We start from the raw sequence: 16,512 nt of genomic DNA, 5'->3' as shown, positions 1-16,512 counted from the left end.
ATTTAGGACATTAGCCAATCTCGCCAATTTAAAGTTCTGCTGTTTCTTTTCCACAAGGCTTGCATTCGCTTCTAATTATTCCATTCTAATAAAAAACCAAACACTTATAAACATTATGTTAATTACGATTTTTTATCATTATTTATTAAATTTTATTCAAACTATAGCATAAAAAATTATGAATAACAATATCTAATAAGTTAATTTTTATATTTGCGGGAATAAAACATTACTAATCATGAGCCACGGAAAATTGAGAGATGATAAAAGCTGCCTAAACTGCGGACATCTGGTGGAAGAAAGATTTTGCCCGCATTGCGGACAGGAAAATGTTCAGCCTAAACAGCCTTTCTATTATTTATTTACCCATTTTATTGAAGATTTTACGCATTATGACGGACAGTTCTGGAAAACAATCAAATACCTTTTATTCCGTCCCGGAAAGCTTACCAAAGAATATCTTGCAGGAAAAAGACAGGCTTATGTAGCTCCTGTAAAACTTTATATTTTTATAAGTTTCATTACCTTTTTTCTGCCTTCTCTATTGCCTTCTTCGGAAGAAAAAAAGGAAACAAATGATATTTATACTCTAGATACAAAAGAAAGGGAAAAAGCAAATAAAGAGCAGATTGCAAAGATACTGGATAGTATTGGCATAGAAAATAATAATACGCAAATTCCAAAAGAAGCCATTAACGACCTTAAAGTAAGCATCGTAAATGACAATGACAGTAAAACAGACGTTTTAGAAGAAACCAGAGATGGAAAATTAATGATTCTCGGGGCTGAAAATATGAAGCAGTTTGATTCGCTGTATTCAAAAAGCGGCAATAGCAGACTGCCTTTTGATTTCGTGAGGCCTTTTGCAAAAAAGGCATTTCATTTACAGGAACAAGGTTTGAACAAGGAACAGATTTTTGATAAATTTAGTGAAACGTTTGTGCATACGCTCCCTAAAGCATTATTCATTTACCTTCCTGTTTTTGCTTTTTTCTTATGGATTTTTCATAATAAAAAGAAATGGTGGTTCTTTGACAACGGGATTTTTACACTTCATTATTTCTCTTTCCTGCTGTTGGGAATTCTCATTATAATAATTTTGTCGGAACTCCTGTCTTTACTTCCGGATTATTCTGTCTTTAATATATTGAGTATCCTTACTTCTACCGTTGCTATTGTTTATATGTTTATCTATTTCTTCATAGCCCATCACAGAGTCTACGAAAATTCAAGGGGTATCAGTGTTATTAAAGGAATTTCCTTATTTATTATTAATTTTTTAGCACTGCTGTGTATGCTCCTTTTACTTGTTTACACAAGCTTCCGGATGATGCATTAATTACGAAGTGTTTTATTCGCCCTGAAGCTTGCAATCAGGTAATACGCTACAAAAACCGTAGAAAACTTCAGTATGGAAGGAATCGCCAGCTCAAGATTAAAAATTAAAGTTCCCACGAGAACTAAAATTCCCATAGCCACAAAAGACAAACCCATTTTTTTGGCTAAAGTAAAATCCGGCGTATCTAAATAATAAGCAATTCCCCAGGCGGAACCAAAAGCAACGGCATAATAAATGTCTAATTCGATATTTTCCGAACTGTAAAAGAAATAATTGATTAAAAAGCTTACAACCGTTCCCAATAAAAAATAGAGCAATGCCTTTTTCATATCCTATATAATAATATGCAAAAGTAGAGAAATTAATCTGAGATTCTGAAAACCAGCCTCCACAAACTAACAAATGTTTGGCATTGGGCAAATATCCAAAACAGGAATCAAATATAACAATATGAAAATCAAGTTTTTAAACCCATACAAAAGGTTGTTATTTTATTATTATATTTGAAAATTCAGAAATTTTCTAGATTTTTTTATGGAAACCCAAAAATATACTCCTAAAAACAAAGTAAGAATCGTAACGGCTGCTTCATTATTTGACGGTCACGATGCTGCCATTAATATCATGCGCCGTGTCATTCAGGGAACCGGATGCGAAGTCATCCATCTTGGACACGACAAATCTGCTGAAGAAGTCGTTAATACGGCAATTCAGGAAGACGCCAACGCAATTGCCTTAACCTCTTATCAAGGCGGTCACAATGAATATTTCAAGTACATCTATGACCTTTTAAGAGAAAAAAATTCTCCACAGATCAAAATTTTCGGTGGCGGCGGCGGTGTGATTCTGCCTGAAGAAATAGAAGACATCATGTCTTACGGAATTGATAGAATTTATTCTCCGGATGACGGCCGTGAACTTGGACTTCAGGGAATGATTGATGATCTGGTTAAGAAATCCGACTTCGCAACCGGAAAAGATGTTGAAGTTAATGACCTGGATTCAATTCAATTTGAAAATCCTACAAGCATTGCCAAAGTAATTTCTGCCGTTGAAAACTTCTCTGAAGAGAAACCTGAACTGGTAAAAGCCATCGATGAAAAATCAAAAGATTTAAACATTCCGATTATCGGGATAACAGGAACAGGAGGAGCCGGAAAATCATCATTAACAGATGAATTGGTAAGACGTTTCCTACGTTCCAATACTGATAAAAAAATTGCGATCATTTCGATTGACCCTTCTAAAAAGAAAACAGGAGGTGCATTGTTGGGAGACAGGATCCGTATGAACGCGATCAATGATCCGCGGGTTTACATGCGTTCAATGGCAACAAGAGAAAACAACGTTTCCGTTTCTCCTTTCATTCAGTCGGCTTTAAATGTTTTAAAACTCTCTCATCCTGATGTAATTATCCTTGAAACTTCAGGAATTGGGCAATCTGGTTCAGAAGTTTCTGATTTTGCAGATGTTTCCATGTATGTAATGACTCCTGAATATGGAGCTTCCACACAGCTGGAAAAAATCGACATGCTGGATTATGCAGATTTGGTGGCCTTAAATAAATCTGACAAAAGAGGTGCTTTGGATGCGCTTCAGGCAGTAAGAAAACAATTCCAGAGAAACCATTTATTATGGGAACAGCCATTGGATGAAATGCCGGTGTATGCCACAAAAGCCTCACAATTCAATGATCACGGAACAACTGAATTGTACAACAGATTGATTTCTAAAGTAAATAACAAATTTGTTGATTTAAACTTAAAAACATTTGTTGAACAGGAAGTTACAGAAGAAGTAACGATTATCCCTCCAAAAAGAGTTCGTTATCTTTCTGAAATTGTTGAAAATAACAGACAATACGATGCCAATGTTGAAAAACAGGCTGAATTAGCAAGAAAAATGTATCATATTGAGGGAGTGAAAAATTTCCTCTCCAATGAAACTTTAGATGCTGAATACCAAAAAGCTGAGAAAGAGCTTCAACAGGAAAATATTGATTTCCTTAAAACCTGGGACAATACGAAAGAAGCTTTCAAAGCTGAATTTTATTCTTATTTCGTAAGAGGAAAAGAAATTAAAGTTGAAACCTCAACAGAATCTTTGTCTCATTTAAAAATTCCGAAAATCGCATTACCAAAGTACAACGATTGGGGAGATTTAATCAAATGGAAAGGCCAGGAAAACCTTCCGGGAAGTTTCCCTTATACTGCAGGAATTTATCCTTTCAAAAGAACAGGCGAAGACCCAACAAGGATGTTTGCCGGAGAAGGCGGCCCTGAAAGAACCAACAGAAGATTCCATTATGTTTCCGCAGAAATGCCTGCGAAACGTTTATCTACCGCTTTCGATTCCGTAACATTGTACGGGCAGGATCCGGCTTTACCACCGGATATTTACGGAAAAATCGGAAATGCGGGAGTTTCGATTGCAACGCTGGATGATGCAAAAAAACTCTACTCAGGATTTGATCTGGTGAATGCAATGACATCTGTTTCAATGACAATCAATGGTCCTGCGCCGATGTTACTGGCTTTTTTTATGAATGCGGCCATCGATCAGAATGTTGAAAAATACATTATTGAGAATAAGCTTGAGGCTAAGGTTGAGGAAGTTTTAAAAGCAAAATTCGACGATAAAGGTTTAGCAAGACCAAAATATAATGGTGAATTACCTCCTTCCAATAATGGTTTAGGTTTAAAACTATTGGGAATTACCGGAGATGAAGTTATTCCGGCAGACGTGTATGCTGAAATCAAAGCTAAAACCATCGCTACCGTTCGTGGAACCGTTCAGGCAGATATTTTAAAAGAAGATCAGGCGCAGAATACGTGTATTTTCTCTACGGAGTTTGCATTGAGATTAATGGGTGATGTTCAGGAATATTTCATTAAAGAAAAAGTAAGAAACTTCTACTCTGTTTCCATTTCAGGATATCATATTGCAGAAGCAGGCGCTAATCCGGTTTCTCAGTTGGCCTTTACATTGGCAAATGGTTTCACGTATGTAGAATATTATCTGTCAAGAGGAATGGACATCAATGATTTTGCACCGAACTTATCGTTCTTCTTCTCGAATGGTATCGACCCTGAATATTCAGTAATAGGACGTGTAGCCAGAAGAATCTGGGCAAAAGCGATGAAACTGAAGTATGGAGCTGACGAAAGAAGTCAGATGCTGAAATACCACATCCAGACTTCAGGACGTTCACTGCACGCGCAGGAAATTGACTTTAACGATATCAGAACTACTTTACAGGCATTATATGCAATCTACGACAACTGTAATTCACTGCATACCAATGCTTATGACGAAGCAATCACGACTCCGACTGAACAGTCTGTAAGAAGAGCAATGGCAATTCAGCTGATTATCAATAAAGAATTAGGATTGGCGAAAAATGAAAATCCGCTGCAAGGTTCATTTATTATTGAAGAATTAACTGATTTGGTTGAAGAAGCTGTATATGCGGAATTCGACAGAATCACGGAAAGAGGCGGCGTTTTGGGCGCAATGGAAACGATGTACCAGCGTTCAAAAATCCAGGAAGAATCAATGCATTACGAATGGCTGAAACATACCGGAGAATATCCAATCATCGGAGTCAACACATTCTTAGGAAAAGACGGCTCTCCAACGGTTCGTCCGGGAGAAGTAATCCGTTCAACGGAGGAAGAAAAGCAGTTCCAAATTGAAATGCTTCATAATTTCCAGAAATCCAATGAAGACAAATCTGAAGCTGCTCTTAAAACGCTGCAACATGCCGCGATCAATCAGCAAAACTTATTCGAAGTGATGATGGACGCTGTGAAATACTGTTCTCTTGGACAGATCACCAATGCTTTGTTTGAAGTGGGTGGTAAGTACAGAAGGAATATGTAGTCTTACATTACAAACCTTCAAGGTTTTGAAAACCTTGAAGGTTTTTTTAATAATACACAAAAATGATGAATAAAACTTTACTGGAATCCGGTAAATACTACCATATCTACAATAGAGGTAATAACGGACAGAATATTTTTTTTGATCCTGGAAATTACACCTTCTTTCTAAACAGATTTCACCAGTACATGTCTCCGTTTTGCGATACAATTGCCTGGGTTTTATTGAAAAATCATTTTCATATTTTAATTTATGTAAAACCTGTTGAGGAGATAAATTGTGAAAAACTGGAATATACTGCAACTGAAAACCCTAAAAAGATTGACATTCATTTGCAGTTTGGCCACTTCTTCAATTCATACGCCAAAGCAATTAATAAACGTTATAAAAGAACAGGAAGTTTGTTTGAGAAAAATTTTGAGAGAAAAGAAGTTGCTACGGTTGCGTATTTTAAAAAGCTTATTCATTATATTCATTTCAACCCTGTAAAACACGGGTTTTCCGAATACATTTGGGATTACCCTTGGAGTTCTTATCAAAGTATTATTTCCCATAAACCTACAAAACTTAACAGAAAGTTTGTGTCTGAACTTTTTAAAAATCAGGAATATTTTAAACTATATCATTTAGAAGAACAGGATTACTCCGATATTCAGGATTTTATAATTGAGCTATAAATCAAACCTTCAAGGTTTTGAAAACCTTGAAGGTTTATAAAGGAAATTCTTTGAGGTTTTTGTATTTTTGAATTTTTCCACTTTAATTTAACTCATTCAAAAGATTTTATGAAAGGATGTTTCTTAATTACATTTATAATTTCTATATCACATTCCTAAATATCTGCAAATCATATGGATACAAAAAACACAAGTGTTATGAATAAGAATATTGAAGAGTTACAAAAAAGGCAGGAAGCTGAAAAAAACAAGATTGAGTCCAACGCTTTAAATGATTTTGGCAAACCTGATAGTATTGAATTACATTAAACCTTCAAAGTTTTAAAAATCTTGAAGGTTTTATTATTTTGAAGTTTCGTTATTTTTGTAACATGAAACCCAACCCATTTCAATTTAAGCAGCGGAAATGCCTGATATGGTAGTAATATAATATTTTTAATTCTTCCGAATTATTTATTCAAAAATATAATGAATTTCCGAGAGATTTAATCTGGATGTTCATTATAAATACTACTTTTGTAATTGAACAATTTGTAACCTTATGTTAATGAAAAATTCTTTGAAGTCTATCTTAATTTTATTGGGAATCACATTTTCGGTTTCTATGTATTCACAAAAGAGAACCGAGGATTTCTCAATCAGTTTCCCAGATAAAAAACTTGAGAAAAGTTACTATAATAACATCAAACTTATTGATGCAAGAATTGATTCCACATCATTAGGAATTGTTCAGAAAGGAGCGTTCAACACTAAAGCCAAAGTTGTCCCCACGACCAATCTCAACGATCAGTTCCAAAACTTGTTAAACCACATTAATGGAGAAAATACAGATAACGGTACCATTGTAATGTATCTGAAACAGTTGTATTTTGCCGAAATTACCGGTGCTTTTAGCGAACACGGCTACTGCTACTTTCAAGCTTATCTATTTGCCAGAAACGAAAACGGAACGTATTCTTATCTTGACAAAATAGATTCGGTAATTGATCATTCATCAATGGATGTAACCAAAGCCACCATGAAAAAAGGCAGCGAGATGGTAAGTGACTTTATAAGCAGTAATATCTCCAAAAAACCTACACAAACTGATCAATACAGTCTTAATGACATCAAAAATTTTGATGAGATTGAAAAACAAAAATTAAGTTTATATAATTCTGCGGAATTAAAGGAAGGAATATATCCTGATTATAATTCTTTTAAAAATCTACAGCCCTCAGAAAGAGTAATTTCCAATGTAAAATTCTACGGGAAAACTAATAAGATTATTAAACTGTACGAAACGATAGAAGGCAAAGAAAAAGAAATCAAGAAGAATGATGTGTTTGCGATCGTGTATCAAGGTTCCCCCTACATATATTTACCTGTAGAAAATGCCCTTGTAAAGGCAGAAAAAAAGGATGGAGATTTTTATTTTACAGGAAAAATAAAATCTACTGCAAAAACCGGAGACGTAGTTCTTGCTTCAGCATTTTTCGGAATTATTGGAGGATTGATTGCTTCAGAGTCTACCTCGGTTCCATTTGAACAAAAGCTTGACTACATTAATGGAGGCTTTATTCCCATCAAAGAAGTTAAATAATAATTCACAGAATCTCCTTTTTTGGGAGATTTCTTATTTTAAATGAAACCGAAAGCCATTTTCAACTGGAGCAGCGGAAAAGATTCTGCTTTAGCTTTATATAAAATTTTAAGAGAAGACCAATTTGAAATAACTTCTTTGCTGACGAGCATTAATAAAGAATTTCAGAGAATTTCCATGCACGGCGTTCATGTTTCCTTATTGGAAAAGCAGGCTGAAAGTTTAGGATTTCCGCTCGTCAAAATTAAACTCCCGAAAGAGCCCACCATGGAAGAATATCGTGAAATCATGGATAAAACCATGAATGAAATTAAATCCGGAGGTGTCACGCATTCAATTTTCGGAGATATTTTTCTGGAGGATCTGAAGAATTACCGGGAAGAACAATTATCGCAAATCGGAATGAAGGCTGTTTTTCCATTATGGAAAAGAAATACTACCGAGCTTATTCATGAATTTCTGGATCTTGGATTCAAAACGATTGTGACCTGCGTTAATGAAACTTATTTAGATAAAAGTTTTGCAGGAAGAATTATAGATCAGGATTTCATTAAAAATTTACCAAAAAATGTAGATCCTTGCGGAGAAAACGGTGAATTTCACACCTTCACTTTTGATGGTCCGATTTTTAAAACTCCTGTCTTATTTCGCACTGGAGAAACGATAAAGAAAACCTATCCTAAGCCAAAAACAAATGAAGAAAGTGAGAATGGCGAATACGTTTTCTGGTTCTGTGATCTGATCTTAAAATAACTTATACTGTTACGATTAGTCCAAATGACAAAAAAGCTTTACTTTATAGCAATATATCCGCCTCAGCAGATTATAGATGAGATAAAAAAATTCAAAATTGATCTTGCGCTCCATTACGGAAATTCAAAGGCTTTAAAAAATGAAGCGCACATCACTCTGTTTCCTCCTTTCTCCAGAGAGGTTCTTTTGGAAACGGATATCCATGAAGCATTTCAACGGATTGATACTAATATTCCACCGTTTGAAATTAAGCTTAACGGTTTCGGAAGTTTTGCAAATCCTAAAAATCCGGTGATCTATGTAAAACCGGAAGATAACGAACAATTAAAAATACTGCATCAGAAAGTAAAAGAAATATTTAGCTTCATCAATTATTCCTTTAATCCTCATATAACAATCGGATATAGGGATTTGACCTGGGAAAACTATCTCAAAGCATGGGAAAATTACAAAGAAAAAGAATATAAAACTGTCTTTTTAGTTGATAAAATACTATTACTTCGATACGATCACAACTGGGTTCCGATAGCAGAAAAAAAGTTACGGTTATGATATGACATTTAATGAAAGTACAGAAAGAGATCATTTAAAATCATATCTTTGAGCCAATGATTGCAGAGAAAATAATTTTAGGAATCGACCCTGGAACAACGATAATGGGTTTTGGTATTATTTCCGTGAAAAAAGGGAATATGGAAATGATATCGATTCATGAATTGCTGCTTAAAAAATATCCCAACCACGAAACCAAACTGAAGTATATTTTCGATAAAACTTTAGCTTTAATTGATGAATTCCATCCGGATGAAGTTGCTCTGGAAGCGCCTTTCTACGGAAAAAATGTACAAAGTATGCTGAAATTGGGAAGAGCGCAGGGCGTTGCCATGGCAGCAAGCCTTCACCGAAATATTCCGATTACGGAATATTCACCGAAAAAAATAAAAATGGCGATCACCGGAAACGGAAATGCCAGTAAGGAACAGGTTGCGGGAATGCTGCAAAACCTGCTGAATTTAAAAGAATTTCCGACGAAATATCTTGATGCTTCCGATGGATTGGCTGTTGCTGTTTGCCACCACTTCAATTCCGGAACGATTACTGATACTAAATCTTATACCGGCTGGGAAAGTTTTCTCAAACAAAATCCTGGTCGTCTGAAATAATATTTATCCCACAAATTATTGCTGATCTGTGGGAATATCATTAGTTATTTTGTTTTGTATTCTCCGGGAGTAATCTTAAAATCTGCTGTCGGCTTTCCGTTCTTATCATAATAGTTGTACACCATCGTTACATCATTATCACGAAATTGCTTAATGTCCGGGGAAGTTTTTATAACGCGCAAAGCACCTTCTTTAGCACGGGTCTTGAACATTTCAATCTGTTCCGGCGTTACACTTTCTTTCACATCATCCAGCAATGTATAATTATATCTGAAAATTCTCCCCGGCTGTGCGGAAACACTGTCAAGACGTACGCCGTCTGCTAAATTTTGCGGAGTCGCTTTGTTCATACTCGCTGCAACTTCTTTAAGATCATCATCAATGGTTTTCTCCTTGCTGCATGATGTTAAAACCAATGTAAGGCATACTGCCGAAAAGCTGATTACATTTTTCATAATAGTTATTTTGTGATTGATACTTAAAGATAAGGATATTTTTCAAATAAATTTAATCCATTGAATTACAATAAAATAAACAGCTAATCCGTTATACTTGGTAAAACATAATACTATCTTTTACATTGGTATAGTTTTTAGTAGTACATTTGTATAAATTTTCTGTTATGAATAACAACCAACAAACTATAAATCAGGCGAATCATAAAATAAATTGGTTTGAGAAGTTTCTGATGGTATGCTCCGGAGGAAACATCCATATTTTACGAAAAACCCCGAGTGAATGGAACAAATTTGCGGGAATTGGAGGGATCGTTTTATTCACTTCTGTTTTTGCGACACTATCCGCAGGATATGCTATGTATACGGTATTTGATAATATCTGGACATCTATTGGCTTCGGTATTTTGTGGGGATTAATGATCTTCAACCTGGATCGATATATTGTTTCTTCGATAAAAAAAACCGGAACCTGGTGGAATCAGGTTTTAATGGCTATTCCAAGATTAATTTTAGCAACGTTCCTGGGAATTATCATTTCCAAACCTCTGGAGCTTAAAATCTTCGAAAAGGAAGTCAACAAACAGCTCAATACGATCATTCAACGAAATAAGAAGCAATTGCAGGGCGAAATGAACGGAAGGATCCTTCAACAGAGTGCCCCTTTTGAAACCGAAAAAAAACAAATCACCGAGAAAATTGCCAGTTACCAGAAATCCTATGATTCTGCTTCTGTAGAACTTGAAAAGGAAATTTTGGGAAAACAGTCCGGACTTACCAGTGGGAAAGAAGGTTTCGGGCCCAATGCGAAGCGTAAACAGGAACTCAAAGAACAAAGACGCCAGGATCTGGAAAATTACCAGAAACAGGTTGCCCCACGGCTGGAATATCTGGATAAAGAAATTTCCAAAGTGTACACCAATTTAGAAACAGAAAGAAAATCTACCGAAACTTTTGAAGATAAATTCAATGGTTTTGCAGCAAGGCTTCAGGCACTGGATGAACTGGGTAAAAATTCAGCTATAATAGGTTTGGCAGCGGCTTTCATCATGGGACTTTTCATTTGCCTTGAAATTTCTCCGGTTTTGGTTAAATTAATATCTCACGTAGGACCTTATGACTATCTTTTGGAAAAAACAGAAAATGATTTCCGGCTCTATTCAAAAGAGAAAATTGAAAAAGGAAATGCATTAACGAATTTTAGAATCGATGATTTTAAAGATAAATTAAAATAGCAACAGCATTAAAAACACTATGAGCCTTTCAGATTCCGGAAGGCTTTTTTATTAGGTATGATTTCAAAGGAATATTTTTTGTTCGGTATTTTATATGCCTTCATCAGTAATCAATAAATACCTGTACTTTCCTGAGACTGAGATATTGAGAATTATCTACCAGTCGGGTGCAGTATATGACTATCTTCAAGTGCCGGCAGAAATCTTTGAACGGTTTAAAACGGTACAATCCAAAGGAAGATTTCTGAATTATGTAATTAAACCTAAATTTAAATATAAAAAGGTTGAATAAATACAGATTTTGGTAAATCTAATTTGTGATTTTCGGGCGCGGGCTTCGCCCGCGCCCGAAAATCAATAAGGCTGTCGCACGACAGCCTTATTAAATATCTTATCTTAATTCTTACAAAGAATAGTTTGGAGCTTCCTGCGTAATAATCACATCGTGAGGGTGCGATTCTTTCAATCCGCTTCCGGTAATCATTACCATTTTAGTTTCCGTTTGCAAAGCTTCAATATCTTTGGCGCCACAGTATCCCATTCCGGCTCTCAAACCTCCTGTTAACTGGAAAATAACGTCTTCCAGTTTCCCTTTGCTTGGGACTCTTCCTTCAATTCCTTCCGGAACGAATTTTTTAGCCTCACTCTGGAAATATCTTTCCTTTCCGCCTCGCTTCATGGCAGAAAGACTTCCCATTCCCTGATACGTTTTGAATTTTCTTCCCTGGAAGATAATTTCTTCACCCGGTGCTTCATCAGTTCCCGCAAGAAGCGATCCTAACATCACAGCTCCTGCGCCGCTTGCAATGGCTTTTACAATATCTCCGGAAAGCTTAATTCCGCCATCTGCGATTACTGCAACATTTTTAGTTTTGGCATATTCGTAGACATTATAAATAGCGGATAATTGAGGAACGCCGACTCCTGCAACCACTCTTGTGGTACAGATAGAACCTGGGCCTACTCCCACTTTAAGAACATTTGCTCCAGCCTTGATCAAATCCTCGGCTGCTTCAGCCGTTACAATATTTCCACCCACGATATCCAAGTCCGGATAGGCTTTTCTGATTTCAGAAATTTTGTCCAAAACTCCTTTAGAATGCCCGTGTGCAGAATCGATACCGATGATATCAACTCCGGCTTTTACCAGCGCTTCAATTCTTTCCAATGTATCTTCTCCAACGCCAACACCTGCTCCAACGATTAACCTTCCGTTCTGATCTTTATTGGCATTAGGGTATTCCAGCTGGTTATCAATATCTTTAATGGTGATTAAACCAACCAGTTTATTTTCAGCATCAACAATAGGAAGTTTTTCAACCCTGTTTTTAAGAAGTATTTCTTTGGCCTTTTCAAGATTGGTATTTTTATCCGATGTAATGAGATTATCTTTCGTCATAATCTCTTCCACTTTCATATCGAGGTTTTCCTGATATTTTACGTCTCTGTTGGTAATGATTCCAATTAATGTATTTTCGGCATCCACTACCGGAAGACCGGAAATTTTGTATTTGGCCATGGTATCTTTAGCCTGAGCCAGGGTATGATCTTTTGAAAGCGTAACAGGATCGGAGATCATTCCGTTTTCAGAACGTTTTACACGGTTTACCTGAGCAGCTTGTTCAGCAATCGTCATATTCTTATGAATGAAACCCAAACCTCCTACTCTCGCCAGAGCGATGGCCAATTCTGCTTCCGTAACAGTATCCATTGCAGCAGAAACTATAGGAACATTAAGCGTAATTTTGTCGGTAAGTCTTGATTTTAATGAAACCTGATTAGGTAAAACTTCTGAATAAGAAGGAACTAGAAGAACGTCATCGAAAGTGATGGCTGTCTCTACAATTTTGTTATGAATAGACATCTTTACTTTCTTGCAAAATTAAGGTATTTTAATGAAATATGAAAATTGATTTTAATAGTTTAAATAAAACTTAATAATCAATAACTTAAATTAAAAAACCACTTCAAATTTGAAATGGTTTGTACAAAATGAAAATTAGTTCATAATTGAATATGAATGTCTATTTATCTTTTACTGAAGCAATCATTCTTGAAATATCATCAGCTGTAAAGCTTCCTTTAATGTCAACAAAAACAAGCTCTTTATCTGAATTTACAGTAATCATCATGTTTTTAATGGCGTCACCTTTCTGCTTTACCCGAATGTTGACATTGTCACCGTTATGTTTTATCATTGCCCATTCTTCATAATTATTGTCATTCAGGTAGTTTGCAAAATCTCTTAACATCTTACGGTCTCCGTTTTCAACAGTTAATACCTTTATTTTGGAAACTTTTTTTACCAGCCTGATAAGCTCCTCATCTTCACCGTCTTCTCTTAAGGCTTTTTTGATGTAAGGTTTAGCCAAAAACATCGGAACGTTGATGCTTACAAATTTGGCTCCTTTAAATTCCCTTCCGGAATCTGAAAAATAAGCGATATTCGGTCTTTCTGAAACAACGCATGACTGCATAAAGAACATTAAAGAAAGGATGAGAAAAATGTTTTTACATATTTTCATGGCTGATAATTTTTAGTTGATTTGTTTTAAGCTTCCCCCCGAGGTTTTGCTGATATTGGAGTCTACCTTTGGATTTCCTTTATACCTGATGCTTCCTCCTGAAGAGGCTGTCGCTTTTAAACGTTCTGCAACACTTCCGGTAACAACGCCTCCCGATGTTGCTTCGGCTTCAAGCTCATTGAACTGAAATTTCTCCGAATTGCAGACTGCACCGCTGCTTACATCTATTGAACCTGCATCAACTCTTCCGTTAAGATTGGCTACTGCGCCGCTTGATGCTTTAACAGCAATCTGCCTTGTATTAATGGTAGAATTGATGACCGCTCCGGAACTTACCTCAACTTTTGTATTATCTGAATTGAAATTTCCGTTCACGACAGATCCTGATGAAAGGTCAACTGAAACTGTTTCTTCGTTTATTGTGTTAATGGCATTGAATACAGCTCCCGAAGAAGTCTTAATATTGTCTATTCTCGGTGCAGAAACATTTACGCTGATGTTTTTAAATTTTAAATTTCGCTGTCCTTTATTATCAACATATACTTTCAATACGCCTTTATCCACTTTGGTTACAATATACTGCAGCTTGTCTGCATCAGCAATTACTTTTACCGTAGCTGGGGTTTCCTGCTTGAAGTTGACAATAACACCAGTACTTACAGCTACTCCTGAAAACTCCCCTACATTTCTGGACTCCCCGTTCAGGTAGGATGCTGTATTTTGGGAAGCAAAACTATTTTTGGTATTGGTAACCGGGTTTGTCTTAGTCTCGGTTGAATTGATGATTTTATTGATATCATCCATGGAAAGCTTTCCATCAAGTTTTATCAGGATACTTTCTTCACCTCCACTATCAATGCTTAACAACAGATCGTCAAGAATTCCGTTCTTTTCCTCAGCAGACAGGAATTTTATTTTTGCCCCGTTGCTGTTCATGGTCATGATCTCACTGTAATTGAGGTTGCTTAAATAAGATTTAATATCCTTGTTGATCTGCAACAGCTTTTGTCCATGTAAAGAACCGGCATCCTGAGGTTTTTCAGCAATGAAAACTTTCAATCCATTTATTTTTGACAACAAAGGCTTGATCTGATCGAGTTCTGCATCACCTAAATCCAGATTGCTGAGCATCCCGAACATCGGTTTTGCAATTTTTATGGAAGTTACACCTTCCACTTCCTGGTATTTATCAAAAAGCTGGTCTAGCTTGTCCTGCCCGTACACATTGAAAAACTGTGAGAAGGCAAATGCGAATATGATGAATATTTTTTTCATGAGTCAATTTTATTTTTTTGATTATTAGAGCCTGATCAGGAGCATAATCTTTTTAGGGTTAATTAATAATCGTCGTCTACGACTGTTGGTTTTGCTAATTTTTCACTAACGTTATTTGCAAATATCTGGAATGAATACTTAGTCACATTAATAGCTTCTTCCACGTTGTCAATTCTTTTTCCGTTTACGATAACATAAGAATCTTTATAGCCTGTGGAATCTTTTGCCGCTTTATGATAAGAGGAATTATTTACATACCGTGGCTTTCTTTCTTTTTTAAGCCTTCCTCTTTTAGGCAAAATTTCATCTAAATAATCTTTTTCCGCGATGGTGTTTTCCTGGAATGATGAATCTTGTTTTATTCCGTTAGCAGAATCCGATACATGATTTACCGCAACCTGAGCCTGCTGCTCATTATTTTCTTCGATGAAATTATTTTTTTCTTGCTTAATTTGATTTTCAACCATTCGAGCCTGATCTTCAATACTCTGATGATAATTATAATTGAAAATAAATCCGATACTCAACAGCATTACGAAACCTGCTGCCATCCAGAACCATTTCGGAAACGCTGGCTTAGTTTTGCTGTCGATTGGGATAATGGGAGTTTTGTTACTGTTTTCTACATCTTCTTTACCTTCTGTTTTTTTAAGGAAATCCTCAAAGTCCCAATCCATTTTTTCTTCTTTTAAATTGCGGAAGATTTCATCGTATTTATCTTGAAATTTGTCTTTGCTCATAGCTCATCAATTGTGAAATTTGTTCTTTTACTTTTTGTCTTGCTCTCATAAGATTTACTCTTACTGCGTTTTCTTCCATTTCCAGCATTTCTGCGATTTCCGAGACTTCATATTCTTCCACATCTTTCAAATGGATAACCATCTTTTGTTTTTCCGGAAGCTGATTAATAAAACCAATAATATGGTCTTTCAGATTATTCACTTCCATACTGTAAAGCTCTGATCGATGAAGCTGCATATCTGCAAACCCTGTCTTTACATCATGATGCTTCAGCCTGTTCAGGCATTCGTTGCGCACTGCTTTTAGCGCATAGGATTTTAAGTTCCCCAAATGCTCCAGCTCATCTTTCTTCTGCCAGAACTTTATCATTAAGTCCTGCACTACATCTTCCGCCTCATCACTACTCATGACGAATCTCTTCGCAAAGCGATACATCTCATTTTTGAGAGTGAATACCGTACTTCTGAAAGTTTCTTGGGTCATAAGTTTTGTTTCTATAGATAAGACATTCAGATTTTACATTTTATTACATCAAAAACAAAAAAACTTCAAAAAATTTTGAAGTTTCCTTTATTCATCATGAAGCTGTTTAAACTTATTTTAGAAAAAAAGTTCCGAGAAAATTAGCAATTTTGGATTGCAATTAAAAAAACTAATAATCTGGAACTCATCAGCAAAGATAAAATAGAGAAATGGATTTTACCCCATTTAAGCAAAGGAAAAAGGGGATTTTCTACAAAGTTTGACGTGGTAAAAATAATCCAGACCATTATAAAACGGCTGAAAACCGGTTGCCAGTGGCGTGAGATTTCTTTAAAAGACTATTTTGGGGAAGAAAAGATAAGCTGGCAAAATGTGTATTATTTTTTTAATAAATGGAGCAAG

General features: G+C 35.8%; 17 protein-coding genes. 10 read left to right on the top strand and 7 right to left on the bottom strand.

From position 1 onward, the window contains the following. Positions 1 to 238 precede the first annotated feature (238 nt). Entirely contained in the window at positions 239 to 1,339 is a 1,101-nt protein-coding gene (locus tag SOP96_RS02085) for a DUF3667 domain-containing protein (protein ID WP_326319575.1), read from the top strand. Here SOP96_RS02085 and SOP96_RS02080 read toward each other — a convergent pair. Next, a complete protein-coding gene (locus tag SOP96_RS02080) occupies positions 1,336 to 1,668 on the bottom strand; it encodes a hypothetical protein (RefSeq protein WP_326319574.1) in 333 nt (110 codons plus the stop codon). The two genes, SOP96_RS02085 and SOP96_RS02080, sit on opposite strands and share 4 nt — an antisense overlap. Before the next feature lie 205 nt (positions 1,669 to 1,873). On the opposite strand from SOP96_RS02080, the gene SOP96_RS02075 reads away from it, so the two are divergent. From SOP96_RS02075 to ruvC, 6 genes are all read left to right on the top strand, one after another. After that, positions 1,874 to 5,221: a methylmalonyl-CoA mutase family protein gene (locus tag SOP96_RS02075; protein ID WP_326319573.1), complete on the top strand. Its 3,348-nt coding sequence runs from the start codon at positions 1,874 to 1,876 to the stop codon at positions 5,219 to 5,221. Positions 5,222 to 5,283: 62 nt separating this feature from the next. Beyond that, positions 5,284 to 5,898, top strand: a complete 615-nt coding sequence (locus tag SOP96_RS02070) for a hypothetical protein (protein WP_326319572.1) — start codon at positions 5,284 to 5,286, stop codon at positions 5,896 to 5,898. Positions 5,899 to 6,445: 547 nt separating this feature from the next. After that, positions 6,446 to 7,480: a hypothetical protein gene (locus tag SOP96_RS02065; protein WP_326319571.1), complete on the top strand. Its 1,035-nt coding sequence runs from the start codon at positions 6,446 to 6,448 to the stop codon at positions 7,478 to 7,480. Positions 7,481 to 7,522: 42 nt separating this feature from the next. Beyond that, positions 7,523 to 8,233 (top strand): Dph6-related ATP pyrophosphatase, encoded by a 711-nt coding sequence (locus SOP96_RS02060; RefSeq protein ID WP_326319570.1) that lies wholly within the window; start codon positions 7,523 to 7,525, stop codon positions 8,231 to 8,233. A 24-nt stretch (positions 8,234 to 8,257) separates the two neighbouring features. After that, positions 8,258 to 8,785 carry a 2'-5' RNA ligase family protein gene (locus SOP96_RS02055; protein WP_326319569.1) on the top strand — a complete coding sequence of 176 codons (528 nt, stop codon included), beginning with the start codon at positions 8,258 to 8,260 and terminating at the stop codon, positions 8,783 to 8,785. Positions 8,786 to 8,841: 56 nt separating this feature from the next. Further along, positions 8,842 to 9,396: a crossover junction endodeoxyribonuclease RuvC gene (ruvC, locus tag SOP96_RS02050; protein ID WP_326319568.1), complete on the top strand. Its 555-nt coding sequence runs from the start codon at positions 8,842 to 8,844 to the stop codon at positions 9,394 to 9,396. A 44-nt stretch (positions 9,397 to 9,440) separates the two neighbouring features. Here ruvC and SOP96_RS02045 read toward each other — a convergent pair whose 3' ends face one another. Then, positions 9,441 to 9,851, bottom strand: a complete 411-nt coding sequence (locus SOP96_RS02045; protein ID WP_326319567.1) for a hypothetical protein — start codon at positions 9,849 to 9,851, stop codon at positions 9,441 to 9,443. 167 nt (positions 9,852 to 10,018) lie between these two features. Between SOP96_RS02045 and SOP96_RS02040 the strand changes: the two genes are divergently transcribed. Continuing rightward, positions 10,019 to 11,086: a DUF4407 domain-containing protein gene (locus SOP96_RS02040; RefSeq protein WP_326319566.1), complete on the top strand. Its 1,068-nt coding sequence runs from the start codon at positions 10,019 to 10,021 to the stop codon at positions 11,084 to 11,086. Positions 11,087 to 11,180: 94 nt separating this feature from the next. Continuing rightward, the gene (locus SOP96_RS02035) at positions 11,181 to 11,378 is read left to right on the top strand and encodes a KTSC domain-containing protein (RefSeq protein WP_326319565.1); all 198 of its coding nucleotides are present in this window, start codon (positions 11,181 to 11,183) and stop codon (positions 11,376 to 11,378) included. A gap of 111 nt (positions 11,379 to 11,489) precedes the next feature. Here SOP96_RS02035 and guaB read toward each other — a convergent pair whose 3' ends face one another. The 5 genes from guaB to SOP96_RS02010 all read right to left on the bottom strand — a co-directional run bounded on the left by guaB (position 11,490) and on the right by SOP96_RS02010 (position 16,110). Then, positions 11,490 to 12,950, bottom strand: a complete 1,461-nt coding sequence (guaB, locus tag SOP96_RS02030) for an IMP dehydrogenase (RefSeq protein WP_326319564.1) — start codon at positions 12,948 to 12,950, stop codon at positions 11,490 to 11,492. A 160-nt stretch (positions 12,951 to 13,110) separates the two neighbouring features. After that, entirely contained in the window at positions 13,111 to 13,611 is a 501-nt protein-coding gene (locus SOP96_RS02025; RefSeq protein ID WP_326319563.1) for a DUF4252 domain-containing protein, read from the bottom strand. A 12-nt stretch (positions 13,612 to 13,623) separates the two neighbouring features. Continuing rightward, positions 13,624 to 14,886, bottom strand: coding sequence for a DUF4252 domain-containing protein (locus tag SOP96_RS02020; protein ID WP_326319562.1), 1,263 nt, complete (start codon positions 14,884 to 14,886; stop codon positions 13,624 to 13,626). A gap of 62 nt (positions 14,887 to 14,948) precedes the next feature. Further along, complete coding sequence (locus SOP96_RS02015) at positions 14,949 to 15,626, bottom strand: hypothetical protein (RefSeq protein ID WP_326319561.1); 678 nt, start codon at positions 15,624 to 15,626, stop codon at positions 14,949 to 14,951. Beyond that, positions 15,601 to 16,110: an RNA polymerase sigma factor gene (locus SOP96_RS02010; RefSeq protein WP_326319560.1), complete on the bottom strand. Its 510-nt coding sequence runs from the start codon at positions 16,108 to 16,110 to the stop codon at positions 15,601 to 15,603. Before SOP96_RS02010 ends, SOP96_RS02015 begins: the two co-directional genes overlap by 26 nt. Positions 16,111 to 16,263: 153 nt before the next feature. On the opposite strand from SOP96_RS02010, the gene SOP96_RS02005 reads away from it, so the two are divergent. Continuing rightward, positions 16,264 to 16,512: transposase (locus SOP96_RS02005; RefSeq protein ID WP_326319778.1), on the top strand; the 249-nt coding region annotated here is incomplete at its 3' end.

The sequence above is a fragment of the Chryseobacterium salviniae genome (assembly GCF_035819015.1).
GTDB classification, from domain to species: Bacteria; Bacteroidota; Bacteroidia; order Flavobacteriales; family Weeksellaceae; genus Chryseobacterium; species Chryseobacterium salviniae.
This window is presented reverse-complemented; position numbering and strand designations above follow the sequence as displayed.

Coding starts and splice junctions, on each gene's coding strand:
- SOP96_RS02085 (WP_326319575.1), top strand. CDS start 239: ATGAGCCACGGAAAATTGAGAGATGATAAAAGCTGCCTAAACTGCGGA.
- SOP96_RS02080 (WP_326319574.1), bottom strand. CDS start 1,668: ATGAAAAAGGCATTGCTCTATTTTTTATTGGGAACGGTTGTAAGCTTT.
- SOP96_RS02075 (WP_326319573.1), top strand. CDS start 1,874: ATGGAAACCCAAAAATATACTCCTAAAAACAAAGTAAGAATCGTAACG.
- SOP96_RS02070 (WP_326319572.1), top strand. CDS start 5,284: ATGATGAATAAAACTTTACTGGAATCCGGTAAATACTACCATATCTAC.
- SOP96_RS02065 (WP_326319571.1), top strand. CDS start 6,446: ATGAAAAATTCTTTGAAGTCTATCTTAATTTTATTGGGAATCACATTT.
- SOP96_RS02060 (WP_326319570.1), top strand. CDS start 7,523: ATGAAACCGAAAGCCATTTTCAACTGGAGCAGCGGAAAAGATTCTGCT.
- SOP96_RS02055 (WP_326319569.1), top strand. CDS start 8,258: ATGACAAAAAAGCTTTACTTTATAGCAATATATCCGCCTCAGCAGATT.
- ruvC (WP_326319568.1), top strand. CDS start 8,842: ATGATTGCAGAGAAAATAATTTTAGGAATCGACCCTGGAACAACGATA.
- SOP96_RS02045 (WP_326319567.1), bottom strand. CDS start 9,851: ATGAAAAATGTAATCAGCTTTTCGGCAGTATGCCTTACATTGGTTTTA.
- SOP96_RS02040 (WP_326319566.1), top strand. CDS start 10,019: ATGAATAACAACCAACAAACTATAAATCAGGCGAATCATAAAATAAAT.
- SOP96_RS02035 (WP_326319565.1), top strand. CDS start 11,181: ATGCCTTCATCAGTAATCAATAAATACCTGTACTTTCCTGAGACTGAG.
- guaB (WP_326319564.1), bottom strand. CDS start 12,950: ATGTCTATTCATAACAAAATTGTAGAGACAGCCATCACTTTCGATGAC.
- SOP96_RS02025 (WP_326319563.1), bottom strand. CDS start 13,611: ATGAAAATATGTAAAAACATTTTTCTCATCCTTTCTTTAATGTTCTTT.
- SOP96_RS02020 (WP_326319562.1), bottom strand. CDS start 14,886: ATGAAAAAAATATTCATCATATTCGCATTTGCCTTCTCACAGTTTTTC.
- SOP96_RS02015 (WP_326319561.1), bottom strand. CDS start 15,626: ATGAGCAAAGACAAATTTCAAGATAAATACGATGAAATCTTCCGCAAT.
- SOP96_RS02010 (WP_326319560.1), bottom strand. CDS start 16,110: ATGACCCAAGAAACTTTCAGAAGTACGGTATTCACTCTCAAAAATGAG.